Raw genomic sequence first — 26,363 nt, forward strand, 5'->3', positions numbered from 1 at the left:
TGTATGCACGAGAACGTGCGTTTGTTGATGAGTCGGATGCCGCCACACGAGGGTGCGGGGGACCGGATCGACTGGGACCAGGTGCGACAAGTGTGGGGCACGGGTTTCCCCTCCGACTTCATGGATTTCATGTCCATCTATGGGACCGGTGCGATCAGTGACGTCCTGGAGATCTCACGCCAGAATGAGGGTGCGCCTGGCGATGGTCCTTTCGATGCCTGGTTCACGCCTATGGAGGACTGGCTGGGAGAGGTGTCTGCCCCCTACCCTGAGTGGCCTAACCCCGGGAGTCTAATCTCCTGGGGATTGGATGAGAATCAGAACGGTTATTACTGGTCTACCCGCGGGGATCGCCCGGATCGGTGGCCTGTCGTGCTGTGGGAATTCAACTCAGAAGATCCGGATGGTTTCATCGAGTTCGACTACGGAATGGCTGGTGTGCTACTTAAAGCCTTCGGTGAAGACAAGCCACGTCCTTTTGATGAGGGCTTCATAGCCGATATTACCCGGCCGCGCTTCCTTCATCGACGGGAACAGGCACGACTGCGGGCGCTGGGTCTGGATCCCTGGTTGGATGAGGGGTAGTTCTGGTCGATCGTGGTGGCCGGTGCCGTCGTACGAATTGGAGTCGGTGGAGTAGCCGGGATCGGGGAAACGGCAGGCGCTCCATGGAGAGAACGCGTGGACGGTATTCGAGGGCGGGATAGCGGAATCCCTGCTCCCGTCTTCGACGGGAGCAGGGAATCGTTCAGTTCCAGGGTCCTCGAGGGGGACCGCACCACTTCCTCACTTGGCGCGACATCAGGAACCTATGAGAGCGAGGAATGAGCAGACCGACCGGCCCGGGTTCGAACCTTCGGAACGCACAGGTCGAGAGTGCTCACACGGTCGGGGCGTGGCAACGGCAGCCGGATTCGTCGCGAGCCGGCGCCCGCCGCAGCGTCGGGGTTATCCGCTCGAAGCGAAGCCGCCCCCGTCCGTAGCGCCGTCATGCCGTCACCGATCGTTGACCAGTAGTACGGCCTCGGTTGGGCGCCGTGGTTGGAGGTGGCCATCGTGGTTATGAGTCTTCTCGTAGTCGGCGGCGGCGTGTGTTGTGAAACACGTGTGAGCCGACGTTGTCGTTTGTCGTGGCTGGATGGAGTCTGCGGCTGAAGTCGACGGGGATGTCCAGGGCGAAGAAGTTCTTTCCGTCTCCTGTTCGTGCGTGCAGGCGGATCCGGTGCTCTGCCACCGGCACTGTTTCGGGGATCCGAAGGTCCCATGTCTGCTTCCATGGTCCGGCGGGCGGCTTGGGGTTGCCCGAGAGCACGGCGCCCATGTCGGCCAGGAGATCGGGCAGTCTGTAGCTTCTTTCCAGCATTTTCACGGGACCGATTTTCATGGTCACGTTGCAGGTGACCCGGGTGAGGTCGACGGTCTCTTTGAGGTGGCTGTCCATCTCGCAGCGGACCTGGTTCCCAAGTCGTGGCAGTGCGGGGATCAATGTGATGTCGAGGATGTCCAGGACGTAGTTGTCGTCGCTCGCGTCCTCCACCAGGTGAATACTCATATTATTCACTCCGCGGTGTCATGGGTAGGGAGCGTGTCCGTGTTGCCGTGTGTGCCTTACCCGGCGGTCAGGTGTCCCGCCGGGTCTTGGTCGGCGTGGGCGCCCGGGTTCGGCGGCCGGTGAGGTCTTTGCCCGGCGGAGCGATCGTCGGTGGCCTGGGTGCCGGGGCGCGGGAGCGGCGCGTGTCTGTGCGTTGCTCCCGTCGCCGTTGATCAGCGGGGGAGAACGCGTGGGGCGACTCCGTCGTGAACACTTCCCGGTCCTGCCTTTGTCACCCGTTCGGGTGTGTCCGCGTGCTGGGAGGGAGGCTGGTGGCTGTTGTGCGGGGGCGGGTGTCAACGCGCGGTGTTCTTGCGGGAATCACCCGGTGGGTGGGCTGTCCGGGCGGGCGCGTGGCGCCTGCGTTCCGGCCCCGGCAGGGCGCGCTCGGGGCGTGGCTTGTCAGACAATGGTCATCTCCGGGCCCCCCGCTCGGAGCGGGGTGCCCCTGGCGGGGGCCCGGACTGGAGCCCCGGCCCGATTCCAGCGGGCCGGGGGCTCCACGTCATGCTCTCGGCTCAGTCGCCCTCGTGGCGGTCGACGACCCGGAAGCTGCCCACCACTCCGTCCTTGACTTTGATGCCCTCGGTGCGCTCCGGGCGCACGCCGTCGCTGGAGCTGTGGGGCCCGACCAGGGCGATGGGAGCGCCGTTGTCGCAGACCGCCCCGCGGAAGACCTCGACGGTCTTGCGGGTCTCGTTGTGGATGTTCAGGCTCTTGGCGCCCAGGCCGCTGACCACGGTGATGCAGTCGCCCGGGCGGGAGGAGTACGACCGCTCGTTGATGTGGATCCGGCCCTCGTGACCCTTCCTCTCGTTGCCTTCGTTGCCTTCGTTTCCTTCGTTGCCTTCGCGTCCTTCGTTGCCCTTGCTCTCGTTGCCCTTGCTCTGGTTGCCCCTTCCGGTGTCGCTGCCACCGAAGGGCACCTGGGCGGGAGCCTCCTGGCGGACGGCCGGGGCCGCCTGGAGCGGCTCGGAGGCGGCCGAGGCGTAGGTGATGCCGGTCGCGGCGAGGGCCGCGGCGGCCGCGACGGCCGCGGTGACAGCGGTGGAGCGGGTCATCATCATGCAACTTCTCCTGTCTCAGAGAGGCCGGCTGGGCAGCCGGCATGTGATTGAACGTACTTACCGCCACCATGGCTGTCATATCGGTCATATCGTATGACCGGCATTAGGGGGCCAAACGGGGTATCCACAGCGCCCGTGCGCCACTTCCGGGGCGATTGATGAGACATCAAATCGTTCTGGAAATGGCCAAGTTGACGGCGCGTTGGCCCTTTCGGGTGATCATCTGACGCCTGCTCACCCCTTCGGCAGCACAGCGCCTGACACCGCCGACGCGACGAGGTGAGCCCCTTCAGGGCATGAGACACCCCAAGGGTTGTGGCGGCAGGGTCATGTCCCTTGTGGTGGTGCAGCCGTGAGGAGTTCGGCGGCGTCGTGGCCGGTGTGGACGGAGTCCATGCTGCCTTCGGAGAGGTAGCGGCGGGCGAAGGCGATCCATTCATCTGTGTCTCGCCGAGCAGGGCGGTCGTCAGCCGCAGCAGTGCGTCGGGGTCGGGGACGACCTGCACGACGTCGGTCCGCCTCTCGATCTCCACGAGAGCAGACGCCATCCCGGGAGGCCGCAGCGGGCGTGGGGCGGAAACAGCCCGCCCGCCCGAGCCACCCGCGGGAGCTCGGACTTCCCCTCCAGCAACCGCTGCCTGAGATCTACCACCACACCAAGCCCTGATTCCGTTGGCGAAGTCGCTGAGTGTGGTTGTGGGACAACAGGTGGACGAGAAGGTGGCGGCGGGTAAGGCGTTCGAGGAGAGCGGGTACGTGCTCGTGGACGAACTCGGGAGGGCGCTCAACGGGCGGCAGCTGCGCGAGTGGGCGTACAAGGCCATGGCCGCGAACAGGGCCTCATAGTCCGGGGCAGTCCGCACAGTCGGTGAGACCCGTGTGAGACCCGTGTGAGACCGCGTGAGACGACGAAGCCCCGCCGGAATGCACCGGCGGGGCTTCTGCACGTGGCGGGCTACGACCCGGCTGATTCCGCTCCCGTCTGCGTCGGACACGATGGCTGCGGCATCCACGAGTTCGGCCGGCAGAGCGGAATGCCGTGTGTCGGGGGGAGGGTGGGATGTACGGCGAATGCAGAGCGTGTGCAGCGGCCCCCCCTCGCCGGGGCGCGGCAGATGGGTATCCCCGCTCTCTGTTCAAGTTCCTTGCGGATGAGGAACATGGCGGCTTGCCGCGCCGGAGACGGTGAGGCGTGTCGGTGCGGTGGTCGTGCTCCGGGCCCGGGCGGAGACGGTCGGCAACTGTGCGTCCCTCCCCGTCGAGTTCCCGGTCGAGCTCGATGCCCAGCGCCGTACCCAGCCCGCTCGCCGAGAAGCACTATCCGATGGACCGGTTGTCGACCGGGGTCCGCGCGTACAAGCTCGCCGAGATCCGGCGCGAGCAGGCGCTGACCCAGCGGGACGTAGCTGCCACCATGGGGATCTCGGCCCCGCGGGTCTCGGTGATCGAGCACGGCGAGACCGGCCGCACCGAGGTCGCCACTCTCGCTCCTGCGCCGAGGCCCTCGGTGGGCGACTGCGCGTGGTCGCCGGGCCGCGGGGTCCTCGTCGGCAACGAAGTGGCGTTCGTAGCCCACCAGGCATCGGATGAGGATATCCCCAGCATCATCGCCGTCTACGAGCCGATGACCATACTCCTGCTGCACCGTCTGTACGATTTCGCCTGGCAGGCCGGCATGGACTTCGATGCCGATGTCGTTTCTTACGGGGAGACGCTGACCGATCTCAATGCCGGGATCATCAATCTGATGGCGCAGGGGCTGAAGGACGAGGTCGTCGCCCGCCGCATCGGCGTGGGCTCGAGGACTTTTCGCCGCCATATCTCCAACATCATGGACAAGCGCTCCAGCCGGTTCCAGGCGGGGGCCGTTGCGGCCCGGGCCGGACTCATCGACGGCAGACCGATCGGGGGGCCGGCGCAAACGCCCTGACGGCCGCCTCAAGGCATGGAGGATCGCCGTGAATGCGCAGATCAGGGCGTGGACGCGCAAGGGGATGCCGGCTTCGGGTCGGTCGATCGCCTGAGGGCAGTCACGGCAGCGTCGTCGACACCAACGAGGACGCCCCCGAGCGACATGTGTGCCTCGGCTTCGTCGGCTGACCGTCACCAGTTCCCGTAGTCCTCGACCAGGTTCGCGATGAGTGAGAGCAGGGCGTCGGCCCGGTGGCGGTCCTCGGGCTGGTTGCGCAGGGCCTCGTCGGCCGCGCGGAGGCGGGCCAGGGCGGTCGGTTCGCCGTCGTCCATGTCGAGAATCACCGGTTGGGTGACGAGGTCCAGGCATTCGCTGAGCAGCCGAACGCTGGCCGGGGACGGCGGGTTGGGGTCGGGGTCGGCGTACGCGGTGGTCAGGTACCGCGCGGGGTCGGTGAGGCTCCAGCCGACGGCGCTGCCGTGCTGCACGAGGAGCGCCACGTCGGGGGCGATGCCGATGCGGGCCTCCAGCGGCTCGTCGAGGACTTCGAGATCGCGCAGACCGGTCAGCACGGCGTCCCCGGGAGCGCGACACAGCATCGTGCACCTCTCATGCCGGAAGTCCCGGACCTCGTCCGCGCGCAGCCCGCCCGGGCGCACCGTGGGCGTGAGGGAAAGGCGGGCGGCGTCCTCGGCGGAGGCGGACTCCTCCGGCAACTGGAACTCGGCCCCGACCAGTTGCCGGCCGGCCGGGTCGAACCGGAGGACGTCGGGCGCGTCCCACAGCCACTGCCGGCTGCCGAAGGTGTCCACGAAGAACCCCTCACGTTCCTGCACGTCCGCGTAGCGCATGACGCGCACGGAGCCGCCGTCGAAGCGGGGGGTGATGTGCAGCGGATCGTCCGTCACCGTTGCGCGCCAGTCGCCGTCGAGCGACAGTTTCATGGTCATTCCTGCCTCATCTGATCCGCACTGCCGGAGCCAAATAGCCACCCTTGGCAGGAATTCTGCCCTCCACGATGTCCTCGTGGGTCACTGGTGCACCGGGGTCCGTGGGTTTGCGGCCGAGCGCCCCCACCCCGGAATCGCCCTTGCCGGTCTCGGGGTCGTAGTACTGGCCGGGGAACCGGGGGGGGTGTAGGCACTGCTGTCACGGGCCCAGGCCGTGGTGCCCCAGAGCGTGCTGCGGCTGCGCCACGCGATGTCGCCCGACGCGTCGATCAGTTCGGTGGGGGTTCCGACGAGGTCGGTGGCGATGGCGAAGAACCGCCGGTCGATCTCTTCCTGGCGGTCGTCGGCCGTGAGGATGCGCTCGGTCTGGGCGAGGGGGACGACGTCACGGTGGTCCCAGGTGAGGGCGACCGCGCCGGGGACGTCCGGCCGAAGAAGCGCCGCGTCGCTTCCGGGATGGAGCCGACGCGGGTGTGGTCGTCCGTCCAGTCGCTGGTGGGGCCGCCGTTCAGGGCGGCGTGCAGGCGGGCTTCAACGCCGCCCGGACTGGCGTCGTCCGGCAGGGAGCGGGGGAAGGTGCCGCTGGGCGAGCGCACCATCCACGTCGAGACCGGCCAGGCGGCACAGTTCTCCACCCTGATTCCCCACGCCGTCAAAGCCCACGGCGGACCGGCGGAGATTCTGATCATTCTCGACCGCGACGGACAGCGCACCCACCTGCGCTCTTCAGCCTGACCACCCGTCCGGAAGAGGAACAGAACGAACGAGAAGGCCCGGCGCGCTCCAGAAGTGCCTGTATCAGCTGGTGTTCAGCGTCGAGATGATCGTGTCGCGGAGCCAGCGATGTGCGACGTCGTCGTCCAGGCGGGGGTGCCAGGACATTGCGTAGCTCATCGGGCCGATTTCTTCCGGTGCCGGGATGACGGTGGTGATGCCCGGGGCCGCGTGCTGGATAGCGAACTTCGTTGGCAGGGTCGCCACCAGCGAGGTTCCCGGGACCGCGCTGGCGGCCGCTGCGTGGTAGGGCAGGGTCACGCTCGCTCGCCTCGGTCTGCCCAGTGATTCGAGGCGCCGGTCGACGTGTCCTTGCCGTCCGTCCATGACGTCGATGACGATGTGGGCGCAGTCCAGGTAGTCCTCCAGCGACATGGCGGAACACTGTGCCAGCGGGTGGTGGCTGGAGATCAGGCAGGAGTATCCCTCCTCGAACAGCACGTGCGAGCGCAGTGGCGGTGGCGGCGTGCCGCCGTGGATAAGCAGGTCCACCATGCCGTGTTCGGCGTCGGCGAACACGGCATGGTGCCAGCGGGAGAAGAGCACCGTCGAGCCGGGTGATTGCTCGAATACCCGCCCGAGCAGCGCCCCGCTGAGCACCGAGACGGTGTAGTCGGTTCCGGCCAGCCGGAACGTACGTGCTGCTGTGGCCGGGTCGAACGTCTCTCCGGAAAAGACGTGCTCCAGGCGCGGGAGTGCGTGCAGCAGCTCGGCCTGGATGCGCTCGGCCCGCGGGGTGAGCTGATACCCGCCGGGACCGCGCACGAGCAACTCGTCGCCAAGGGTCGCGCGCAGGCGTTGCAGTGCCCGGCTCATCGACGGCTGGGTCGTGTGCAGCCGGGCCGCCGCACGGGAGACATGCCGTTCTTCGAGCAGCGCGTGCAGCGGGGCCAGGAGGTTCAGGTCGACCGATTCTATACGTGGCACGCATACAGAGTATGCAGGATATGGCATTGCCACATACTCACTGGTGAAGGACGCTGGGTGCATGAGTAGAGAACAGCGCGAGGCGCTCGACACCCTGTTCCGCACCGGCCCGCTGGAGATCGGCGGCGACCACCTGCAGCAGCGCGAGGTCTTCACCGGCATGCTCGCCTCCCGCCCGTTGCCCGACGACGTGATCCTCACCCCCGGCAGCCTCGGCGGCGTCCCGGTACTGGAGATCGCCATCGACGGCGGCGCACCGAAAGGCACGCTGCTGTGGTTTCACGGCGGCTTCTACGTCTTTGGCTCGGCCCGCACATCGGCCGCTCTCGCCTCGAACGTCGCCCGACGGACCGGCATGAAGGTCATCTCGGTCGACTACCGGCTCGCACCCGAGCACCGCTACCCGGCCGCGCTGGACGACGCCCTGGCCGCCTACCGCGCCGTACTCGACGAGACCGGGAACCCCGGCCAGGCCGGGGTCGCCGTGGTCGGTGAGTCTGCCGGTGCGGGCCTGGCCGCGGCACTGCTGGTCTCCGCCCGCGAGCACAAGCTCCCGATGCCTGCCGCGGGCATCCTGTTCTCGCCGTACGCGGACCTGACGCTGACCGGGGCGAGCATGTCGGCCAAGACCGCGGTCGACCCGTCGTTCAGCCCGGAAGCCATCGCAGTGCGAGCCAAGGACTACGTGGGCGCCGCCGACGCTTCGGATCCGCTGATCAGCCCGGTGTTCGCCGACTTGCACGGCCTGCCGCCGCTGCTGATCCAGGCCGGGTCCAACGAGCTGCTGCTCGACGACGCGGTCAGGCTCGCAGCGCGCGCCGCCGCCGATGACGTCCCGGTCACCCTTGAGGTCACTCCCGGTGTCCCGCACCTGTTCCAGGCTTTCGCCGCGATGCTGGAGGAAGGCGAGGCCGCGCTGCGGCGGGTGGGCGACTTCCTGGCTGCGGCGTTCACTTCCGGGTCTTCCGAATGACTGCGACGATGCGTGCGGTGCGGTTCGACCGTTACGGGGGGCGGGAGGTCCTCTACCTCGCCGACGTCGCCGTGCCCTGCGCGGGCCCGGGCCAGGTGCTGGTCAAGGTCAAAGCGGCAGGGATCAACCCCGGTGAGGCCGCGATCCGCTCGGGCGCGCTGGCCGAACGCTTCCCCGCGACGTTCCCCTCCGGCCAAGGCAGCGACTTCGCGGGCGTGGTGGCCGACACAGGCGCCGAGGTGCTCGGCTGGACGTGGGACCGGGCGAGCCACGCCGAGTACGTTCTCGTGCCCGAGACCCAGGTGGTGCCCAAGCCGGCCGCGCTCGGCTGGGAGGCGGCCGGCTCGCTGTACGTCGCGGGCGCCACCGCGTTGGCCGCCACGAAAGCGGTCGGTGTGAGCGGGGGCGAGGTGGTGGCCGTCTCGGCCGCGGCCGGCGGTGTGGGCAGTATCGCCGTGCAGCTGCTGCGCCGCTCCGGCGTCACGGTGCTGGCCATCGCGTCCAAGACCAACCACGCCTGGTTGGCGGGCAAGGGCGCGATCCCCATCGCCTACGGCTCCGGCCTGCGCCGGGAGTTGGAGGCGTTCCGCATCGACGCGTTCATCGACCTGCGCGGACCGGCATACCTCGACCTGGCGGTGCAGCTCGGCATCCCGCCGTCGCGCATCAACACGATCATCTCCTTCGACGAGGCCGCCGAGATCGGCGCCCGCACCGACGGCAGCGTGGCCGGCACCAGCCGAGAAGTCCTCGCCCATCTGGCCGATCTCGCCGCGAGCGGCCGACTTGAGCTCCCGATCGCCGCCACGTTCCCGCTCGCCGACGTCCGGCGCGCCTTCGAGCTCGTCGAAGCTCGCCATACCCATGGAAAGGTCTCCGCCTCCTGCGCCGAGGCGACATCCATTCCGTCCACGGCCGGGGCGAGGGCCGCGAGCACCGGCGGGAAGGAGTTCGCCTTCACCGCGTAGTAGACCTCCGCCCAGCCGGGCAGCCGGTCGCGCAGCGCCGCGGCCTGACGGCGTGCCACGCCCGGCTGGTAGACGTACGCGCACACCGGCTCGTCGGCCCCGGCCGCGAGCAGCTCGCGCACCCGCCCGGCCACCGCGTCCGGCACCGCCGCCGCGAGCAGCGCCGGACGCGGCACACCGGCCGACCACTGCTGGGCCGGCCACGGCACCGGCAGTCCTGCGGCCCGGTCCTCCTCCACCTGACCGGTCATCAGACGTACGACTCCAAAGTTCCCCTGCGCCGGATGTCCAGGGTGGCGCAGTGGAACGAACCGCCGAAGACCGTGTAGTGCTCGAAGGAGCACGGCACGGGCTCGAAGCCCCAGTTCTCGAATGCCTTCATCAGCGGCGTCTGGGACCGTTCCACCACCACGTGCTCCGGGTCGAGCATCAGTACGTTCACGCTGCTCCACCGGCTCATCAGGCCACGCTCCATGACCGGCGTGATCACCGGGTCCGGCGGAATGAGCACGTCCCAGGACCGCAGCGCCTCCGGGAGGGAGCCCGGGTCCAGGAACTCCGGGTTGACCAGGACCTTGCCCGGTGCGAGCGGCAGCAGGGAGGTGTCGATGTGCATCGCCCTGGGATAGCGGGAGACGATCTCGTGCACGCGGTACTCCGGGCCGAGATGCCGTCTGAGCCACTCGACGTCCAGACGGTTGGTGACATGGCTGCGCTCCATGAACAGGTCCCGGCCGCAGCGCATGATGTCCGCCGCGTCGAAGACCGGCTCCGCCTCCGTGACGAAGAACTTCATATCCTCGGACCAGGGAGGCACTTCGTACCCCGGGCGGTACTGGTCGTCCGTCAGCCGGGGTTTCGGAGCCGCCGTCCAGCGGGCGCCGCCCCGGAAGTACTCGGTGAGCAGGTTCCGACAGGGCCATACCTCGAAGTACCGGTTGCGGTCGGCCATCGGCACCTCGATCATCTCGTCCCCGACGACGAGCAGCAGGTCGCGCGGGTTGGCCACCGACATGCCGTTCGGCACCGACCAGCCCGGGGTGGCGAACGGCCGGGAGAAGTCCGGCGGGTCGGGGCGGCGCACGGTGACGTGCGCCGCCTCCAGGATGCCGATGAACTCCTCCAGGCCCTTCTGCGCCTCCTCCACCACGTCCGGCGGCACCGGCACGCCCCGGGTGCCGGGTGAGCCGGCGATCCGCTCCCACGAGGCGGGTGGCACGGTGATCCGGTCGAGCTCGTCCCACGCCGAGGTCATGGCCCCGTCGACCCGGCCGACGACGACCTCCTCCAGGGGATCCCATTCGTTGAACGTCGAAACCACGCCGTTCACAAGCATCGCTTCCTTCCGATCGTCGGTTCCGGCGTCAACGCGTCATGCAGGTCTGGTCGTCGCCCTGGCAGACGATCTCCCCGCGCAGCACCTTGCGGTAGAAGGTCCAGTACGACGGCTCGACGACCTCGATCTTCTCCTCGATGGAGTCGTGCAACTTTGGCACGTTCACCATGGGAACGCCCTGGTGGTAGTGGTGCGCGGTGTGCAGGTTGTTGTAGTTGGTCATCCACTGGACGAGCCGGGAGGCCCGCACGGTCCGTGTGTTGGACAGGACGTTGGGCTCGGTCTGGGTGTTCAGCCCGAAGTGCTCCGGCAGTTCGATCAGGAAGTGGACGGCCTCGCTCACCAGCAGAGCCGGCACCAGCCAGGCCCACACGAAGAACCAGCTCCCGGTCAGCCCGCTCACCGCGACCGCGCCCACGACCAGGGCCAGCAGTACCCGGTACTCGTTCTGGATGGCCCGCGTGGCCCTTGCCGGTCCGGGTGCCGGTCCGGGTGCCGGTCCTGCTGGTGCGCTGGCCTACCTGCGCCACCAGGTCACCGCCCGCGTCCGCGCCCTCCAGAGCACCCGGCCGGACAGCAGCCGGCGTGCCGCCGCGCTCGCCGCGTCCCTGATGGGTGTGACGGCCCTCGCGTTGGCGGATGTCACCTCGGCGCTCGGACGCTTCCTGGAGATCCTGCACCTGTGACCGAACCCGACACCGCCCCGCCGGTCGAACGGCGCCCCGCGTGGCTGACCCGCAACGTCAGGGTCCTGTGCGGGGTGTCCTTCCTCCAGGACGCGGCCAGCGAACTCCTCTACCCGATCCTGCCGATCTTCCTGACCGTGGTGCTCGGCGCACCGCCCGTCGCCGTCGGCGCGATCGAGGGAGCGGCCGAGGGTGCCGCTTCGATCACCAAGGTGGCCGCCGGGCGCCTGGCCGACCGGTTCGCCCGCCGCCCGCTGATCGGTGCCGGATACGGGCTGGCCGCGGTCGGCAAGCTGCTCATCGCGCTCGCGACGGCCTGGCCGCTGGTTCTCGTCGCACGGGTCACCGACCGACTCGGCAAGGGCCTGCGCGGCGCACCCCGCGACGCCCTGCTGGTCGAGGGCATTCCGAGCGGGCAGCGCGGCAGGGTGTTCGGACTGCACCGGGCCGCCGACACCGCCGGCGCGGTCGTCGGCCCGCTGGTGGGGCTGGTCCTGTACGAGGCGTTCGACCACCGGCTGCGCCCGCTGCAAGGCACCGCGCAGAGCCTCTACCAGGGTGCCACCGGCGCCGCCGTCCTCCTCGCGGGCCTGTGGGCCGGACTCCTCTGGGGCACCGACGGCCACCTCCCGCTGCTGATCTCCGGCAGCGTCGCGTTCGCCCTCGCCGGTGCCTTTCCGGCCATCGCCCGGTGGCGGACCGAGGCCCGCTGACCCCGGAATCCCTGACGAACTCCTGGGCGGCGGCCTCACTTTGCCCGGCAGTGACGGGTTCTGGTCAAAGACTTGTCCAAATGCCGGACACCTCCGCCCACCCATGATCGGGTCTGCTGCGTCGGCTGTATCTGTGCCCGTTTGGGAGGACCTGGTGTCAGCACCAACCCGTAAGAGACGATGGTTCACGATCTGTGCCATCACCGCATCCGCCGCACTCGTCGCGATACCCGCAGGCGCCGCGTCCGGCGGGGGCACCAGCCCCTTCGGGGCCCGGGCGCTCGCCCAACTCGGCGCCGAACGCGAGCAGTCGACAGGTGCCATCACCCCCAAGGTGAAGGCGGACGACGGCGGTGACGACGGCAACGAGGCCGACGAGATAGCCGAGGGGGCGGACCAGTACGCCGAGGCCCGCACCTCACCCGGCATCGTCGCGCCGGGCGCGTACGGCGCCGCCTGGCAGAGTCTGACCAACCTGCGCAGCACCGGCGGCAGCTGGCGGAACGTCACCGATCTGCCGTACAACTCCGACGACCCGCGCTACCGCGACTACGACTCCAACTCCAGCGGCGGTTCGGGCAACGTCACCGGCCGGATGGCCGCCATGGCCGCCGACGACGACGGGTATGTGTACGCGGGCAGCGCGGGCGGCGGCGTGTGGCGCTCGCGCACCGGAGGCGGCCACTGGCAGCCCATCAGCGACCGGCTGTCCTCGCAGTCCACCGGCGCGCTCGCGCTGGACGGGGCCGGGCGGCTGTGGCTGGGCACCGGCGAGGCGAACACCAACGCGGACGCCTACCTCGGCAGCGGCGTCTACGTCCTGTCCCACCCGCACCACGGCACGTTCTCCACGCGCAGCCGGGTCGGCGGCGACGAGCTGGAGTCCACCACCATCCGCCAGCTGCGCTTCGGCGGCGGAAAGGTGTGGGCGGCGACCAGCGAGGGCGTGTGGAGCCACTCCACCAAGAAGCTCGGCGGTGCCTGGAAGCTGGAGTTCGCCCCCAACCCCGACTACCTGCCCGGGGGTTCCAAGGCGAGCGACGCCAGCGCCGCGTACAAGAACATCACCAACGACATCGCCATCGACCCCAAGGACCCCTCGAAGGTGGTCCTGGCGGTCGGCTGGCGCAGCGGCGACGACTACAACGGCTTCTACACCAAGGGCTCCGACGGCACCTGGACGCGGATCACCAGCGGCTTCGGCGACCTGCCGACCGACGCCGACAACGTCGGCACGGTCACCTTCGCTCACTCCGCCGACGGCTCGCGTTACTACGCCATCGACGAGTCGCCCGCGCAGATGGCCGCCAACCCCGACAGCGGCCTGGAGGGCATCTACAGCGCCGGCTCGCCGTTCGGCCCCTGGACGAAGATCGCCGACTACAAGCAGCTGGCCGCCGACGGCTCGGCGCTGACCTCCAGCGGCTACATGCCAGGCGTCCAGTCCTGGTACAACCAGTTCCTGACCGTCGACCCGTCCGACCCGAAGCACGTGTACGCGGGCCTTGAAGAGGTCTACGAGTCCAAGGACGGCGGCAGCACCTGGTCGACCGTCGGTCCGTACTGGAACTTCGGCTTCTCCTGCTGGAGCATCGACCCCGCCAAGCAGACGGGCGACTGCAACCAGACCACCCACTCCGACCAGCACGGCGTCGCGATCGGCACCTACCACGGCAAGAGCTTCGTCTACGTCGGCAACGACGGCGGTGTCTACAAGCGCCCGGTGGGCGGCTCCCAGGACTCCTCCGGCCACGCCACCGACTGGACCTCCCTCAACGACGGCACCATCGACACCCTCCAGTACTACTCGGTGGGCGTCGGCAAGGACCTGACCTACGGCGGCGTCTCCGTCACCGGCGGCCTGCAGGACAACGGGCAGTCCGTCCTGCGCAGCAACGACAAGGTGATGGGCTCCAACTTCGGCGGTGACGGCGGCGACACCCTCACCGACCCGGCCAACGGCTGCAACATGGCCGAGGAGTACGTCTACCTCGCCGTCCAGATCACCCAGAACTGCGCTGTCAACGGCGGCAGTTGGGCCACCGACTCCACCAAGGTCACGTCGTACAACGTCGCCCCGGCCGACAACGCCACCAGTGAGGCCCGCTTCATCGCCCCGCTCGCGGCCGACATGAAGAACAGTTCGACCTGGATCGCGGGCGGCCGCCACATCTGGGTGCAGACCAACGGCTACGCCATCCGCAGCGGTTCGGAGTGGAAGAGCGTCTACGACCTGGGCGCCGGCCGCACCGCGACCGCCGTCGCGGCCTCGGGCGGCAAGGTCTACGCGGCCTGGTGCGGCCCCTGTAACAACCAGGGCTTCGCCCGCGGCATCTCCGTCGGCAACGCGGACGGCACCGGCTGGCACGACATCACCCTCCCCGCCACCGGCGCGGCCGGTGCGGTGCCCAACCGCTACCTCAGCGGCTTCGCCGTCGACCCGAAGAACGCCGACCACGTCTACCTCGCCGTCAACGGCTTCTCCCGGCACTGGACCGAGGGCCCCGGCGCCGGCGTCGGCCACGTCTTCGAGTCCACGGACAGCGGCACCACCTGGAAGGACATCTCGAAGAACCTCCCCGACGTGCCGACCAACTCCGCGGTCGTCACGCCGAACGGCGGCCTCGCCGTGGCCACCGACCTCGGCGTCGTCTACCGCGCGCCGGGCCGTACGACATGGCAGCGCGTCGGGAACCTCCCGGCCGTCGGCGTGCTCCAGCTGAAGCTGAGCCCGGACGGCAGCACCCTGTACGCGGCCACGCACGGCCGCGGCATCTACACGATCAAGGTGCGCGACTGCAGCTGACAACGGCGCGACAGGGGTGGCTCCGGCTTCCGGGGTCACCCCTGTGTCGTGTACGGCACCACGTCCATGTGCAGCGTGAAGGCGCCGCGCGCCGCGCCCGCCACGTCCGGCGCCTTCGCCGTGGCCGTGATCCTGGCGGTACCGCCCCGGGTGCCCGCGCACCGCAGCGAGGCGTGGGCCGTACCGTCCGCGTCCAGCTGCCATCCGGACACTCTCGCCCAGAGCGCGCACGACATGCCGGGTCGGCGCCGAGGCCCGAACGCGGTAGTGATCACTACCGCGAGGCCAGGACGTCGTCGGGCGGTTCACCCGGTTGATCCATCGCTACGCTGATCACGTCGCGCCGGCGGCCATCGCCACGAGCTCGCCCAACACCTCGCGCTCGATGTCGAGGAACGACCGCTCCTCACCCTCGGCGATCCACTTCCCGAAGGCCACGCCGAACACGGTCACCCCGGATTCCGCGGCGAGCGTGGCCATCGCCTCGGGAACCCCCCGCGATCGGAGGGCGGCAGCGACCGCCGTGGCCAGCCCAGCCAACTTCAACAACTCCCGTTCCTGCAGCGCGGGATTCTCGGAGATGATCCTCTGCCGCCGCCTGGAGTGGTCGCGGCGCTCGGTCGAGAAGAACGGCGCCGCGGCCGACAGGGCGGACTCGACCATCTCGAGCGGTGACGCGTCCGGCGCAGCCGCAGCCACGCCGTCCAGGAACGCCTGCTCCAGCAGCTCCTGGCCGCTGAAAAGCACCTCACGCTTGTCGGCGAAGTGGCGGAAGAACGTCCGCTCCGTGAGACCGACGGCCTGGGCGATGTCGGCCGCGGTCGTCCTGTCGTAGCCGCGACTGATGTAGAGGTCCATCGCCGCTGCCTGTAGTCGTTCCCGCGCCCCGGGCTCCCATCGCACCATGCCCACCACTCTAGTGATGACAGCAGCTGACATGGCGGCTACAGTGACGGCAGTCACTGACGTCAGTAACTGACATCGCTTGCCTCGTTCACCAGGCTTGAGCATCGAAGGAGATCATTCACATGCGCGTCTTCGTCACCGGAGCATCCGGGTGGATCGGTTCGGCCACGGTCGACGAGCTGCTCGCCGCCGGCCACGAGGTGGTCGGGCTCGCCCGCTCCGATACCTCGGCCGCATCCCTCGACGCGAAGGGTGCCCAGGTCCGCCGCGGCGACCTCGACGACCTCGACAGCATCCGGGAGGGCGCCGCGACCGCTGACGCCGTCCTCCACCTCGCTAACAAGCACGACTTCAACAACCCCGCCGTCTCCAATCAGGCCGAACGGGCCGCCGTGCAGGCGATCGGCGACGTCCTGACCGGATCAGGCCGTCCGTTCCTACTGGCGTCCGGCGTCGCCGGCCCGGCGCAGGGCCGGCTGGCGACCGAGGACGACAGGTCACCGTTCCACGGCCTGGAGTCCCCCCGAGGCGGCAGCGAGAACCTCGCGCTGGAGTACGTCGATCGCCGCGTGAACACGGTCAGCGTGCGGTTCGCCCCGACCGTGCACGGCGACGGCGACCACGGGTTCATCGCGACCCTGGTCGCGATCGCCCGTGAGAAAGGGGTCGCGGGGTACGTCGGCGACGGCACGAACCGCTGGCCGGCGGTCCACCGGTCGGATGCCGCGCAGATCACCCGCCTGGGACTGGAGAAGGCCCCGGCGGGAACGCTCCTGCACGCGGTGAGCGAGGAGGGAGTCCCCACACGGGAGATCGCAGAGGCCATCGGACGAGGACTCGACGTTCCCGTGACCTCGATCGCACCGCAGGACGCACAGAGGCACTTCGGCTGGATCGGCCGCTTCTTCGCCATGGACATCCCCGCCTCCAGCACTCGCACACGGGAACTCCTCGGCTGGGCACCAAGCGGGCCCAGCCTCATCCAGGACCTGGACGCCGGGTCCTACTTCCGCACCTGACGCACCTGACGCACCTGAGGGTCGACGCGCCAAGGGGTGTCGGTCTCGACAAGGACGACATGTGATGGCGAGGACACGGAATCGACAGGGTCGCGACGCGCGGCAGCAGTTGTTCGACGCCGCCGAACGCGTGCTGCTGCGGGACGGGCCAGACGCGCTGACCAGCCGGGCCGTCACCGACGAGGCGGGCTGCGCCAAAGGCGTCCTGCACCGGCACTTCAGCGACTTCGACGCCTTCCTCACCGACCTCGTGCTCGACCGGGCCGCGCAGCTTGAGACGCAGGCGAGTGCGCTGCGCGAGTCCGCCGGCACCGGCACGGTGGCCGACAACCTCACCACCGCGCTGACCACCCTGTTCGGACCGGTTCCGGTGGCGATCATCCCGCTCATCACCTTTCGGGACGAGCTGCGCGCACGGTTGCGACAAGCCAGGCCCGGAGGCGGCATCGCGATCCTCGCCCAGGCCACGACCGCGATCTCCGCCTACCTAGCCGACGAGCGTGAACTGGGCCGCATCGCGGCCGACGCCGACATCGACTCACTCACTCTCTCCCTGGTCGGTGGCGGGCATCTCCTGTTCGCAGACCGCGACTCCGGCCCACCGACCACGGCAACCGTCAACAAGCTCGTGATAACGGTGCTTGCCGACGTTGTGCAACGGCGGCCACGCTGACGGTCGAGCACGAAGGGCAGGCACACCTCCGGGCGCACCAAGGCGTCGTCTTTCAAGCGTCTCTAGAACTCTGTGTGTGCCTGTGGTTTCCAGGCTTTTCGGGCGCGGCGTGGCCGTGTGCGGTCGCCGTTGTGGGGTCCGAACCTCGGGGTGAGGGGGTGGACCTCGGTGGCGTGCAGGTGGTGGAAGCCGGTCCGCTCGGCGGCGCGGGTGCGCCGTCGACAGGTTCTGCGTGAGAGCCGCATCCGGCCGGCTGGAAGAAGATTGTCCGGCCGGTGGGGTGCGGGTACTCCATGACCTGGCACCGGCCCGGATACGGCGGCTGGTGTCTGGGTGTCATGCCCCGCCGGACGCTGGACTGCCCCCGAGGTGGGGGTGGTGGCGGGGACCGTACGCACATCGGGCGCACGGCGGGAAGTCGTGGGGCCCGGGGCGTGTGCCGGGGCAGCACGCCGGGCGGGCTGGTATTGGGGGCCGGTGGGCCTGCTGGGCGTGGGGTGCCTCTTGCCCGGGGTGGTCTTCGGCCCGGCCGGGCGGGGTGGGGCCGTCTCAGCTTGGCGTTGGCGGCGCAGGCGGCGGGTGGTCTTCTTCGGGCGGCGGACCAGGCGCACGGTGCCGTCCACGGTGGTGCGGATGGTCCGGGCGCCGGTGGCGCGGTCGGTGACGGTGTGGGTCTGGGCGAGCAGGCCGCGGGAGACGATCCGGCGGGCGGCGGCGTGGTCCCGGTCCATCGACAGTCCACACCCGGTGCAGTGCGCCCACTTCCAGCCGCGCTCGGACAGCCGGTCGGGGGCCGGATGGTGGGTGAGCGTGCCGAGGCAGCCGGGGCACAGTGTGGAGGTGCCCCGGGCCGGGACGGTGACCACCGCGATCCCCGCCCTCGCTCCCAGGTGCCGGATCGCCTCGGCCACCGTGCCGCGCACCTGCCCGGACAGGCGGGCGTTGCCCTTGCGGTGGCCACGGGCTTCCAGGGTGGTGAGGTCTTCGAGGTAGATGACGCTCGCGCCGAGCGCGGTTGCCTGGTCGACGGCCCAGCGGGCCGCCGCCCAGGCCAGCGCGTCGTTCAGCTGCCGGATGCGGGCACACACCCGCCCGTGCTCGACCTCCAGTACCCGGGCCCGGTCGAGGTGTTCGCCCCAGGCCGGGTGCGGGGAGCCGAGCCCGTCCGCGAGGGCCCGGTAGTGATCGCGCTTGGCGGCGAGGTGCTCGCGCACGCCGCGCAGCCGGTGCAGGGCGGCACTGACCGTGGTGGCGTCGAAGACCAGGGGCCGCCCGTCGGTGACCACCCGGCGGGTCTGCCCTCTTCCGGTCAGGCGGCCCAGGACACCGGTGAGCAGGGTGTTGACACCCCAGTCGAAACCGAGTGCCACGGTATGCCCACTCGTCTTGGTGGCCGGGGCGGGCCGGGAGTGCGGCAGGTCGACGGCGATCCTCCCGGCCGGGGTGGGGCGCAGGGTCGGGGTGTGCAGCACCGCGTCGGGTGTGATGGTGCCGGGCAGCCGGATGTCGATCACGTGCCAGACCCAGTCCCGCCCCGTGGCGGGCGCCGCCCGCAGGGGGAGCTTGACCCGCAACCGGGCACTCGCCTCGTCCACCCGGGCCAGGGTGACCTGCTGGCGGTCCATCGCCGCCAGCAACACCTGCCCGGCCACCCGCGGCGGGCCCTCCAGGACGCACAACCCGGCGGGCAACAGCCCGTACTCGGCCACGAACTGGCGGACCTGCCGGGTGCGGTTGCGGATCTCCGCACCACTCACCCCAGCAGGCAACACCGCCCGCAACGCCGCCCATTCCCCATCGGTGCGCCGCCGCGGATCATCCGGCCAGGTGGCCAGAACCGCGGCCACGATGCCGCGCCGGTGCAGGGCCAGCCGCAGCGTGCGGGCCGCGTACTCCTCCACGCCCCGGCGCACCCGGTCCGAGACATACACCCCCGCCGGGGACGGCACATCCTGGGGCCAGGTCAAGCGGCGCAGCGCCATCCACCCCTTGGACGGCAGCGCCTCACCCCGCTCATCCACCCCGGCGGCCAGCACATCCAGGGAATCCTCATCCCACCGGGAAGCCACCAGAGCACCGGCCAGCTCCCGGCTCAACTGGGCCAGAAAACCTACCCGTTCCAGCAAGACACGCTGCCCGACCCGCTCACCATTGCCCTCCAGTACGCCGGAGAAGGCGGTGCACGTGGCCGTCGCCATCAGCCTGGCCATGCCCGCCACCCCGCTTTCCCGCACGTGTCCGGCCATCTTCAGCAGCGGCCGCATCCCGACACTCCGATCGGCCTAACGACCGACCATCACACAAAGACACGGCCTTCCCGCACCCTCAGGGTGCGGGAAGGCCGGGAAAGTGCGGGAAGACCACGATCGTCGGCATCCGACGAGGACGAGACGGGGAACACCCGCATCTCTCAAAGCCGACGGAAACCCTAACCAACCAGGATGAAAGCAGTGGCAGATCCTGAGGATCCGCACCGATGACACGAAGTAGCATCAACCAGCCTGCTCAAGCCAAACACCCAACAGTTGAAGACCCTGCTCCACGCGCACGGAAGTTGATCGGCGAGATCACGAGGGTAGTGGACTCCGGCGACCGGGTGCTTGATCGCCTCCCCCTAGGGAACATGAGGAAGTACTGCAGTCCAACGATCCGATCCTGCCCTCAGGTTCGCCCTCAACAGCCCTTCGGAAATGCTGAACTCGTGGTCCCCGCAGGGGCATGGAGGCGAATCGGTGATCGGGGTTCAGGGCGTCACTGCGAATGTTCCTCGACGATACGCGAAGAACTGGAATGCCGGCGGGCTTGGCTATCTCCTTTTCCAGGCGGTTCAGATGGGCGTAAACGGCTTCGGGTTCCCAGCCGGTGTCGGCGAAAATCGCGTAGTCGACCTTCGGGAGGATGCCCTCGGCTGACAGGGCGAGGAGGGTGCTGGATTGAACTCCCGCGCCTCTGTCACCTATTCGGGGCTGTTGCATCCTCGCTCTGGCGCGGAGCGCCAGCGGGTGGCCTCGTTCACGTCCGCCGGCAGGTGGTAGACGCCGTCGTCGTCCCGCCGGAAGCCGCTCTCCGCGAGGGCGGTGTGCGCCCACGGGTACTGCTCGCCCGAGGCGATGGCGACGATGCCCGACTCCCGGCTGTGCGACAGGATGATCTGCGCCTCAGCCATGGACCAGGTTCTCTGTAGGGTCCGCGACTTGGTGAGCACTGGGTCCTGCCTGAACGCCGGAATCCGGGCTCAGCGAGCAGGGGTGGTGTCGGTGGATGTTGAGCAATCGGCGCTTTTCCGCGATCTGGTCGGTGACGTTGTGTATTCAATGGTCTTGAGGAACGCCGGTTTCGCTGACCGGCGTTCCTCGGCTACATATGGACGTGTTCTGGGTGCTTGGTGAGGGCGGCATCTGCTCAGGGGGCGGAGCGCGGCAGGCATCTGGGACCGGCGGTTGAGCGGGCTACCGCCGTATACCCTCTCGGCCTGTGTTCGGTGGCAGTCCCTGCCTCGACTGGCGGGGTTCTCGAATCTTTGACTGCGGGGGCACGGCGTAGTCAGTGGGCGTGCCGCAGGGCGGCCCAGCTTCCCCAGCCGGCTTCTGCCTCTATTGCTGTCCAGCGTCCGGGCAGGGCTGCGGCGACGTCATCGGCGGGCAGGTACAGCGGTCCGTCCTGGCCGAGCTGGTTGATCCACAGCAGCACGCCGTCCGGGGCGAGAACGCGGGCGATTTCGGCGGGGAACAGGAGCATGTCGATGGCGGCGAGGGCCACTGCGGTGCTGTCGGCGACGGGCAGGGCGCTGGCGTCGGCGCGTACGCGGTGGGGGGAGCGTCCGGCGGCCTGGCGGAGCATCCGTGCGGACAGGTCCAGGCTGATCACCGTGGGGAAGGCGGAGGCGAGCTTCGGGGTGAACAGGCCGGTGCCGGAGCCGAGTTCCAGGCACAGTCCGTGGGGAAGGGGGCCGCCTCGGGTGAGGGCGTCGTGCAGCGGGTCGTCGCGTCCGGTGGCACGGGTGGTGTCCCAGTCGGCGGCCATCTGGTCGAACTGCTCGGTGAGGAAGCGGGCTGTCTCGGCTGTCCACGGGCGCCGCCCTGCGGCCAGGTCGCGGGCGAAGGCCCTGAAGGCGTCTGCCGTGGCTTTGGGTGGGACCGGTTTGCCGTCCGGGCTGGGCAGGACGCGCGGCAACGTGGCAATCATGAGCGCCAGTTGAGCACGTCGGGGGTGTGCGCGGATCGGCCCGGGGGCGGAGCGTCGGCTACGCCCCCGGGTGGAGAGGCAGCAGTGCTCAGTGGTGGTGTCCCTCGTATCGTTCTCCTGCTGCGGTGTCCCGGCCATGGCCTTCGTGGTGACCTGCGTGGTGGTGGTCGTGGTCGGCGTGGGGGGCGCCGCCCATCATGCGGAGCATGTCCCGCCCGCCGGTGTGGAAGAAGCGCACCAGGAGGGCGGTGGCCAGGATGAGGAAGGCGGTGTTGAGCCAGGTGGTGTAGTTCCAGCTGACGCCTTCCATGGCGATCTTGGCATCGTTCTGGTTGGGGATGAGTCCGAGGCCGCCGAAGGCGAACTCCACGAGCAGGGCTTGTTGCCCGGACGCGGCTCGGCCCCGGCCGCCGGTTCGCAACGACCCGGAGGCCGGGGCCCCGAATGCCAGGACTGGGCGGCTTACCGCGGCGCGGTCAGCGCCCGGGGCTCGGCGGTCTCCGACAAAGTGCGGGAGCCGCTGAACCGCCACATGATGATCACCGAAGCGTGGCGCTCGATCACCGAGTCCAGGCTGAATGACTCGCCAGGTGGGGCGCCCGCTGCGGGCCGGCACGGCCCATCCGACGGGGAACCCGCACGAGTCGATCCTGCTCAGGAATCCGTCGGTTGATGACCGTGACGGGGGCCGTGACGCCGTTCTGCGGAAGGCGAGCCTGTGACCCTGCTGGTGTGGTGGGCTTGCACGTCTCCCGTGGGATCAGGCCGAGTCGACGTGGGGCGCAGTCCGGTCAGGGTGACCGTGACAAGTCGGTGGACGGCATCCTTGGAGGGCAGGTCGCCCGCTGCGGTGAGGGCGTAGAGGCAGTAGCTCGCGAGTTCGTCGGGGTCGATGTCGTCCCGGATGCCGCCGGCCTTGGCGGCGTCGGCGATCAGGTCGCGGACGAGGCCGTGGAGGTGCTGCTGCGCGTGGGCGAGGTGCTCGTCCCGGTGCACGAGGGCCGCGAACTCGGCGGGCCGCTCGTGCGCGGCTCGCTCGAAGGTGATGAGTGCGCAGGCATGGAGTACGGCTTCGAGCCGCTCGTCGGGGGTGCCTGCTTGATCACGGGCTTCTGTGAGCTGCTGCAGATGGGCGTTGACCCGGCGTTGGTGCCAGGTGACCAGGATTGATTCGACGTCCGGGAAGTACTTGTACAGCGTCGCGCGCCCGATGCGGGATCGTGGATTTGCCAATCTGCTGTCAACGAAGCGCCTTCATTGTCAGTGAAGTCGTGGGTCCTACATTGCTGTAGGGTCCGCAGTTCCGTGAGCACTCGTTCCTGCGGGAACGTCAGAATCCGGACTGGGTGAGCAGTGGCCATGTCGGTCGATCATGAGCAATCGGGCTCAGTCGGAGCGCAGGCGAAAGTCGATTGGGCCGACCCGGGTCGGTGCCGTACAGTTCACCGTACCGACGCGGGGTGGAGCAGCTCGGTAGCTCGCTGGGCTCATAACCCAGAGGTCGCAGGTTCAAATCCTGTCCCCGCTACTCAGACGTGAAGGCCCTGGTATCCACCGGGCCTTCACTGCGTGTGGGCCGGTTCGGACCTGGTTCTTGGCGAACAGGGCACCGAGGTCGCAGAAGGCGTCAACGTACTGGGCTGCACCGAAGCCGTACGCCGCCTCGGTAATCTGCCCCGGGCCCCGGGGCAGGTCGTTGAGCCAGTGCTCATGATCACCCGGATTTGCTCGGACAGTGCTCATGATCAGCCGACAGTGCTCACGGAATCGCGGATCCTACATCCTCGCCGCGGCGCAGGACGGAGCGCAGACTGCGGCCGTACTGCCAGGCATGCTTTCGGGCCGCCGCCTCCAGCTGGTCGTATCCCACCTGGGCCGTCATCTGCCCATTCCATTTTCGGTATCTGTACACAGGGACCGGCAGCAGGATTCCGGGCGCGAGAGCGGAGACGCCGATGGCCGCGCAGTAGTCCTCGCCCTGAACGAGACCGCCCGTCGGAGCGGCGCGCACGAGGTCGGTGCGGGCGAGGATCGTGGTCGGCCCGATGGGGATGGTGTCCGCCGGCGACTTCCAGTACGTCCACACGTCGCCGGCCTCGTGCCGGCCGGGCGGAGTGGGGCATCGCCACAGGGTGGTCGAGCCGTCGGGGTGCTGGTCCTCGCTCCATCCCGCACACCAGCCGACCCCGGTCGACTCCAGGGCGTCCAGCCGTACGGACATGGCGTCGTCGGGGAACTCGTCATCGTCGTCCGCCCAGTTCGTGTACCGGGTGCGGACGTGGGCGAGGGCCAGATTCCGGGCGCATGCGGCGCCGACCGGCCGGGGCAGAGCAAGGGTGCGGACGCGGGGGTCCTGCGCGAGCGGGGGCGGCAGGCGGTCGGGCGAGGCACCGTCGAGCGCGATCACGGCCTCCCACTAGCGGCGCGTGGCGGGGCGTGGGGTGCCGGCCCTCGCCGGGGATGCGGCGGGAGCACTCTGGGGCGGCGTATTGCGCGATGCCCGGATGGCTGGCGCGGGGGCGAGGGAGGACCAGGCCGCAGGGTGGTCGCTGAAGGCGGTGCGCGGGTCGGTGGCCCAGCCCACGACCGGGCCGATGTCCTCGTGGAGCAAGCTGATCACCTCGATTCCCTCTTCGCGAAGGACGTAGCCCCACTGGATGTCCTGCGCCTCGGCGGTCTCGTCGGTGACCGTCATGCGCACAGGCGGGGAGCCGTCCGGGGTGATCAGGTGGTCGAGCGTACGGCTGGGCCAGTGCTCGCCGCCGGTCAGCGCGGCCACGAGCGTGGGTGGGGCATCGTCGAGGAGATCGGTGCCCAGCTCGTCCCAGCCGACGGCGACATCGTCGATGAGGTGACGGGACATGGCCTCCACGTCGCGTCCGAACTTGTGCTGGTAGGCGGCCAGGAGGAGAGGCAGGTGGTGGCTGGGTGCGCCGTCGAGCTGGACGTGGATGCCGCTGAACCCCGGGCCGACGGTGGGGCGGGCGATGAAGGAACGTCTTCGTACCAGGTCAGGGTGAGGACCTGCGCGACCTGCGGCGGCCCCTTGCAGTGCGGGGGCTCGGGCTCCCGCCGGGCGTTGTGACGGACCGCGTTTCGGGCGGTCGCGTAGCGGGGCAGCAGCCGGCGGGCGATCTGTGCTGCTGCACGTGCGGGATCGTTGGGCACGGCGATGCCGTCCGGTTCCCGGATGCCGACGAACTGGTGGGGGCGCAGCGGGCGGTCGGCGACGTACAGGGCCTGGTCGTCGGGGCCGTGCAGTACGGCGGAGTGGCCCAGGACGTACTGGCTGACGCTCTGAATCGAGCCGTGACACGTCGGCTGGTGTCCATGAACGTGGCCCAGCACGTGACCATTCCGCGTAGGGCACGCAAGGAAGAGCGAACGATTACGGTCTGCTCGTCCAGGGCGGTGAAGATGTCCTCGACCAGGCGCTCGGCCATCCTCGGGGCCTTCGGCCGGATCAAGCTGATCAGCCGTCGTCGTCCGGCCTTGCGGATCTGCGCTGGGGATCCGAGCCGTTCCAGCAGCATGAGCACGGCCGGGTGCTGGATGCGCGGACCGAGAACTCGCTCCAGGTGCGGATGGATCTGCGTCAGCAGCCCCCGCAGCCGGTTGGAGATGCGAGTTGCTTCGCCGGCCAGGTCGTCGTCGAACCCGACGACCATCTCCAGCTCGGCGATGGTCTCGTCTTCGAGGTCGACCGAGCGGAGCGTGTGAGGCACAACGCGGGCCGCGTCCGCGATGACGAAGGCGTCACGGGCGTCGGTCTTGGCCTCGCCGTGTCCCCGCAGATGGTGCTCAGCGGCGCCTCGCGACGAGGTGGGACGCAGGGGTAATGCCCACGCCGCTGAGGAGCCTGTAGTCGGCCTCCGTATCATTCCTCTCGGACCAGTAGGACCCCAGGTTCCTGAGCGGCTTGTTGTTCTGCTGATCGACCAGAATCCAGTCACGGCCATATCTGAACGGCGCGACGAAGTCCCTGAGGTGCTCCCAGAGGGCGTCGAGAAAATCGCTCACCGTCTGCGTGCTGTAGACCGTGGAACGGAACAGGTCTCCGGGAACTCCCGTTATGGGGCTGATATCGACGCTCAGAGTACGCTCCACGAGGACCTGGTTGGCATTGGCCAACGTCTCCTCCACCACGTCCGAGGCGTCCGAGGCACTGCTCAAAGCATCGGGCAGAACGGTCCGCAGCATGTCGTTGACGACCGCTTGGATGGCATCGGGACCTGCTGCTGCCCGTCGGCGCATGCCGTCCACATAGGTGTTGATCGATACGTGCTCGGGGAAATCCCCGGGTGCGTAGAGCACCTCCGGCCGCTGCCACAATATGAAGAAGAACACGGCAGAGACCAGGACGGGAAACGCGACTGCGAACACTGCGAGCAGCCCTTGGACCCAGCCGCTCGATAGAGCAGCGGCAATTCCTACGGTGGTCTCTGAGAGCCCCAGGAAGAGCGCGATGATCCAGAGAGGGTTGAGGACTCGCGGAGGCTGGCCCGGTGGCAGTTCGCTTTCCATGGACGCCATGGTGACAGCCGCGGAATGCCTGTGGGCCGATATGGCTGTTGTTGCTGGAGGGCGGGAGAGCGGCAGCCCCGGTCGGGACATCTTCGCTCGTCAGGAGCAGAGACTTGCCTTGAGTGCGGCGTTGATGGCTAGGTGTTCTGCCCACGCAGGTTAGGAACGGCCATGCGGCTGAGGCTTGTTCGTTACTGCTGGTCGTGCGTGCGAACCGGGCCAGATGTCGTTTGTTCGCGACGAAGGATCGTGCCGCTGTGCTGCTGGGCAGCATGTCGGCACGGAGCTGCAGGAGATGATGATGTCCCTGGCATGACCGAGCTGCTGACGCCGAGGCGACACGCGCGACGCGG

Annotated in this window: 27 protein-coding genes, 1 tRNA gene and 3 pseudogenes; 12 read left to right on the forward strand and 19 right to left on the reverse strand. The window is 69.1% G+C overall.

Features of this window, described 5'->3' with window-relative positions:
• Positions 1 to 3: 3 nt before the first annotated feature.
• On the forward strand, positions 4 to 585 hold the full coding sequence (locus OG747_RS37155; protein ID WP_405883747.1) for a hypothetical protein: 582 nt from the start codon (positions 4 to 6) through the stop codon (positions 583 to 585).
• Between the two features lie 475 nt (positions 586 to 1,060).
• Here OG747_RS37155 and OG747_RS37160 read toward each other — a convergent pair whose 3' ends face one another.
• Together OG747_RS37160 and OG747_RS37165 are read right to left on the reverse strand one after the other, a co-directional pair.
• The gene (locus tag OG747_RS37160) at positions 1,061 to 1,552 is read right to left on the reverse strand and encodes a hypothetical protein (protein ID WP_405883748.1); all 492 of its coding nucleotides are present in this window, start codon (positions 1,550 to 1,552) and stop codon (positions 1,061 to 1,063) included.
• A gap of 557 nt (positions 1,553 to 2,109) precedes the next feature.
• Complete coding sequence (locus tag OG747_RS37165) at positions 2,110 to 2,658, reverse strand: hypothetical protein (RefSeq protein ID WP_405883749.1); 549 nt, start codon at positions 2,656 to 2,658, stop codon at positions 2,110 to 2,112.
• 708 nt (positions 2,659 to 3,366) lie between these two features.
• Between OG747_RS37165 and OG747_RS37170 the strand changes: the two genes are divergently transcribed.
• Positions 3,367 to 3,504: a hypothetical protein gene (locus OG747_RS37170; RefSeq protein ID WP_405883750.1), complete on the forward strand. Its 138-nt coding sequence runs from the start codon at positions 3,367 to 3,369 to the stop codon at positions 3,502 to 3,504.
• A 433-nt stretch (positions 3,505 to 3,937) separates the two neighbouring features.
• Positions 3,938 to 4,588: a helix-turn-helix domain-containing protein gene (locus tag OG747_RS37175; protein ID WP_405883751.1), complete on the forward strand. Its 651-nt coding sequence runs from the start codon at positions 3,938 to 3,940 to the stop codon at positions 4,586 to 4,588.
• 173 nt (positions 4,589 to 4,761) lie between these two features.
• Here the strand turns inward: OG747_RS37175 and OG747_RS37180 are convergent, their stop codons facing one another.
• Together OG747_RS37180 and OG747_RS37185 are read right to left on the reverse strand one after the other, a co-directional pair.
• On the reverse strand, positions 4,762 to 5,520 hold the full coding sequence (locus OG747_RS37180) for a hypothetical protein (protein ID WP_405883752.1): 759 nt from the start codon (positions 5,518 to 5,520) through the stop codon (positions 4,762 to 4,764).
• Positions 5,521 to 5,527: 7 nt separating this feature from the next.
• A pseudogene (locus OG747_RS37185) lies at positions 5,528 to 5,949 on the reverse strand (RHS domain-containing protein); the annotation flags it as partial.
• Between OG747_RS37185 and OG747_RS37190 the strand changes: the two are divergent.
• Positions 5,911 to 6,255 carry a hypothetical protein gene (locus OG747_RS37190; RefSeq protein ID WP_405883753.1) on the forward strand — a complete coding sequence of 115 codons (345 nt, stop codon included), beginning with the start codon at positions 5,911 to 5,913 and terminating at the stop codon, positions 6,253 to 6,255. The pseudogene OG747_RS37185 and the gene OG747_RS37190 overlap by 39 nt on opposite strands.
• A 63-nt stretch (positions 6,256 to 6,318) precedes the next feature.
• On the opposite strand, the gene OG747_RS37195 is transcribed toward OG747_RS37190, so the two are convergent.
• Positions 6,319 to 7,221, reverse strand: coding sequence for a LysR family transcriptional regulator (locus OG747_RS37195; protein WP_405883754.1), 903 nt, complete (start codon positions 7,219 to 7,221; stop codon positions 6,319 to 6,321).
• A 61-nt stretch (positions 7,222 to 7,282) separates the two neighbouring features.
• On the opposite strand from OG747_RS37195, the gene OG747_RS37200 reads away from it, so the two are divergent.
• Both OG747_RS37200 and OG747_RS37205 read left to right on the forward strand, forming a co-directional pair.
• Complete coding sequence (locus tag OG747_RS37200) at positions 7,283 to 8,194, forward strand: alpha/beta hydrolase fold domain-containing protein (RefSeq protein ID WP_405883755.1); 912 nt, start codon at positions 7,283 to 7,285, stop codon at positions 8,192 to 8,194.
• Complete coding sequence (locus OG747_RS37205) at positions 8,191 to 9,162, forward strand: NADP-dependent oxidoreductase (protein WP_405883756.1); 972 nt, start codon at positions 8,191 to 8,193, stop codon at positions 9,160 to 9,162. Before OG747_RS37200 ends, OG747_RS37205 begins: the two co-directional genes overlap by 4 nt.
• Before the next feature lie 250 nt (positions 9,163 to 9,412).
• On the opposite strand, the gene OG747_RS37210 is transcribed toward OG747_RS37205, so the two are convergent.
• Both OG747_RS37210 and OG747_RS37215 read right to left on the reverse strand, forming a co-directional pair.
• Positions 9,413 to 10,498 (reverse strand): amidinotransferase, encoded by a 1,086-nt coding sequence (locus OG747_RS37210; RefSeq protein ID WP_405883757.1) that lies wholly within the window; start codon positions 10,496 to 10,498, stop codon positions 9,413 to 9,415.
• Between the two features lie 28 nt (positions 10,499 to 10,526).
• On the reverse strand, positions 10,527 to 10,952 hold the full coding sequence (locus OG747_RS37215) for a fatty acid desaturase family protein (protein WP_405885896.1): 426 nt from the start codon (positions 10,950 to 10,952) through the stop codon (positions 10,527 to 10,529).
• A gap of 7 nt (positions 10,953 to 10,959) precedes the next feature.
• Between OG747_RS37215 and OG747_RS37220 the strand changes: the two genes are divergently transcribed.
• The 3 genes from OG747_RS37220 to OG747_RS37230 all read left to right on the forward strand — a co-directional run bounded on the left by OG747_RS37220 (position 10,960) and on the right by OG747_RS37230 (position 14,703).
• Positions 10,960 to 11,184: a hypothetical protein gene (locus OG747_RS37220; protein ID WP_405883758.1), complete on the forward strand. Its 225-nt coding sequence runs from the start codon at positions 10,960 to 10,962 to the stop codon at positions 11,182 to 11,184.
• Positions 11,181 to 11,897: an MFS transporter gene (locus tag OG747_RS37225; RefSeq protein ID WP_405883759.1), complete on the forward strand. Its 717-nt coding sequence runs from the start codon at positions 11,181 to 11,183 to the stop codon at positions 11,895 to 11,897. The genes OG747_RS37220 and OG747_RS37225 overlap by 4 nt, the downstream gene beginning before the upstream one ends.
• Positions 11,898 to 12,051: 154 nt before the next feature.
• Positions 12,052 to 14,703, forward strand: a complete 2,652-nt coding sequence (locus OG747_RS37230; protein ID WP_405883760.1) for a glycosyl hydrolase — start codon at positions 12,052 to 12,054, stop codon at positions 14,701 to 14,703.
• Positions 14,704 to 14,738: 35 nt separating this feature from the next.
• Here the strand turns inward: OG747_RS37230 and OG747_RS37235 are convergent, their stop codons facing one another.
• Positions 14,739 to 14,915, reverse strand: coding sequence for a hypothetical protein (locus OG747_RS37235; RefSeq protein ID WP_405883761.1), 177 nt, complete (start codon positions 14,913 to 14,915; stop codon positions 14,739 to 14,741).
• A gap of 121 nt (positions 14,916 to 15,036) precedes the next feature.
• Positions 15,037 to 15,609, reverse strand: coding sequence for a TetR/AcrR family transcriptional regulator (locus OG747_RS37240; protein WP_405883762.1), 573 nt, complete (start codon positions 15,607 to 15,609; stop codon positions 15,037 to 15,039).
• Positions 15,610 to 15,731: 122 nt separating this feature from the next.
• On the opposite strand from OG747_RS37240, the gene OG747_RS37245 reads away from it, so the two are divergent.
• Both OG747_RS37245 and OG747_RS37250 read left to right on the forward strand, forming a co-directional pair.
• Complete coding sequence (locus OG747_RS37245) at positions 15,732 to 16,628, forward strand: SDR family oxidoreductase (RefSeq protein ID WP_405883763.1); 897 nt, start codon at positions 15,732 to 15,734, stop codon at positions 16,626 to 16,628.
• A gap of 64 nt (positions 16,629 to 16,692) precedes the next feature.
• Positions 16,693 to 17,301: a TetR/AcrR family transcriptional regulator gene (locus OG747_RS37250; RefSeq protein WP_405883764.1), complete on the forward strand. Its 609-nt coding sequence runs from the start codon at positions 16,693 to 16,695 to the stop codon at positions 17,299 to 17,301.
• A gap of 62 nt (positions 17,302 to 17,363) precedes the next feature.
• Here the strand turns inward: OG747_RS37250 and OG747_RS37255 are convergent, their stop codons facing one another.
• The 6 genes and pseudogenes from OG747_RS37255 to OG747_RS37280 all read right to left on the reverse strand — a co-directional run bounded on the left by OG747_RS37255 (position 17,364) and on the right by OG747_RS37280 (position 22,719).
• The gene (locus OG747_RS37255; protein ID WP_405883765.1) at positions 17,364 to 19,565 is read right to left on the reverse strand and encodes a zinc ribbon domain-containing protein; all 2,202 of its coding nucleotides are present in this window, start codon (positions 19,563 to 19,565) and stop codon (positions 17,364 to 17,366) included.
• A gap of 447 nt (positions 19,566 to 20,012) precedes the next feature.
• Positions 20,013 to 20,276: pseudogene (locus OG747_RS37260) on the reverse strand (hypothetical protein); the annotation flags it as partial.
• Positions 20,258 to 20,467 (reverse strand): hypothetical protein, encoded by a 210-nt coding sequence (locus tag OG747_RS37265; protein WP_405883766.1) that lies wholly within the window; start codon positions 20,465 to 20,467, stop codon positions 20,258 to 20,260. The gene OG747_RS37265 and the pseudogene OG747_RS37260, both read right to left, overlap by 19 nt.
• Positions 20,468 to 20,844: 377 nt before the next feature.
• Entirely contained in the window at positions 20,845 to 21,486 is a 642-nt protein-coding gene (locus OG747_RS37270; RefSeq protein ID WP_405883767.1) for a class I SAM-dependent methyltransferase, read from the reverse strand.
• Between the two features lie 88 nt (positions 21,487 to 21,574).
• Entirely contained in the window at positions 21,575 to 21,856 is a 282-nt protein-coding gene (locus OG747_RS37275; protein WP_405883768.1) for a hypothetical protein, read from the reverse strand.
• Between the two features lie 284 nt (positions 21,857 to 22,140).
• The gene (locus OG747_RS37280) at positions 22,141 to 22,719 is read right to left on the reverse strand and encodes a TetR/AcrR family transcriptional regulator (RefSeq protein WP_405883769.1); all 579 of its coding nucleotides are present in this window, start codon (positions 22,717 to 22,719) and stop codon (positions 22,141 to 22,143) included.
• A gap of 221 nt (positions 22,720 to 22,940) precedes the next feature.
• On the opposite strand from OG747_RS37280, the gene OG747_RS37285 reads away from it, so the two are divergent.
• A tRNA-Met gene (locus OG747_RS37285) sits at positions 22,941 to 23,014 on the forward strand.
• A gap of 231 nt (positions 23,015 to 23,245) precedes the next feature.
• Here the strand turns inward: OG747_RS37285 and OG747_RS37290 are convergent.
• The 4 genes and pseudogenes from OG747_RS37290 to OG747_RS37305 all read right to left on the reverse strand — a co-directional run bounded on the left by OG747_RS37290 (position 23,246) and on the right by OG747_RS37305 (position 26,010).
• Positions 23,246 to 23,893: a glycosyltransferase family 2 protein gene (locus tag OG747_RS37290; protein ID WP_405883770.1), complete on the reverse strand. Its 648-nt coding sequence runs from the start codon at positions 23,891 to 23,893 to the stop codon at positions 23,246 to 23,248.
• 9 nt (positions 23,894 to 23,902) lie between these two features.
• Positions 23,903 to 24,349: a hypothetical protein gene (locus OG747_RS37295; RefSeq protein ID WP_405883771.1), complete on the reverse strand. Its 447-nt coding sequence runs from the start codon at positions 24,347 to 24,349 to the stop codon at positions 23,903 to 23,905.
• Positions 24,350 to 24,869: 520 nt separating this feature from the next.
• A pseudogene (locus OG747_RS37300) lies at positions 24,870 to 25,328 on the reverse strand (transposase); the annotation flags it as partial.
• Positions 25,288 to 26,010, reverse strand: a complete 723-nt coding sequence (locus OG747_RS37305; protein ID WP_405883772.1) for a hypothetical protein — start codon at positions 26,008 to 26,010, stop codon at positions 25,288 to 25,290. The pseudogene OG747_RS37300 and the gene OG747_RS37305, both read right to left, overlap by 41 nt.
• Positions 26,011 to 26,363: the final 353 nt, after the last annotated feature.

Origin of the sequence: Streptomyces sp. NBC_01384, assembly GCF_045040035.1 — a bacterium.
GTDB lineage: Bacteria > Actinomycetota > Actinomycetes > Streptomycetales > Streptomycetaceae > Streptomyces.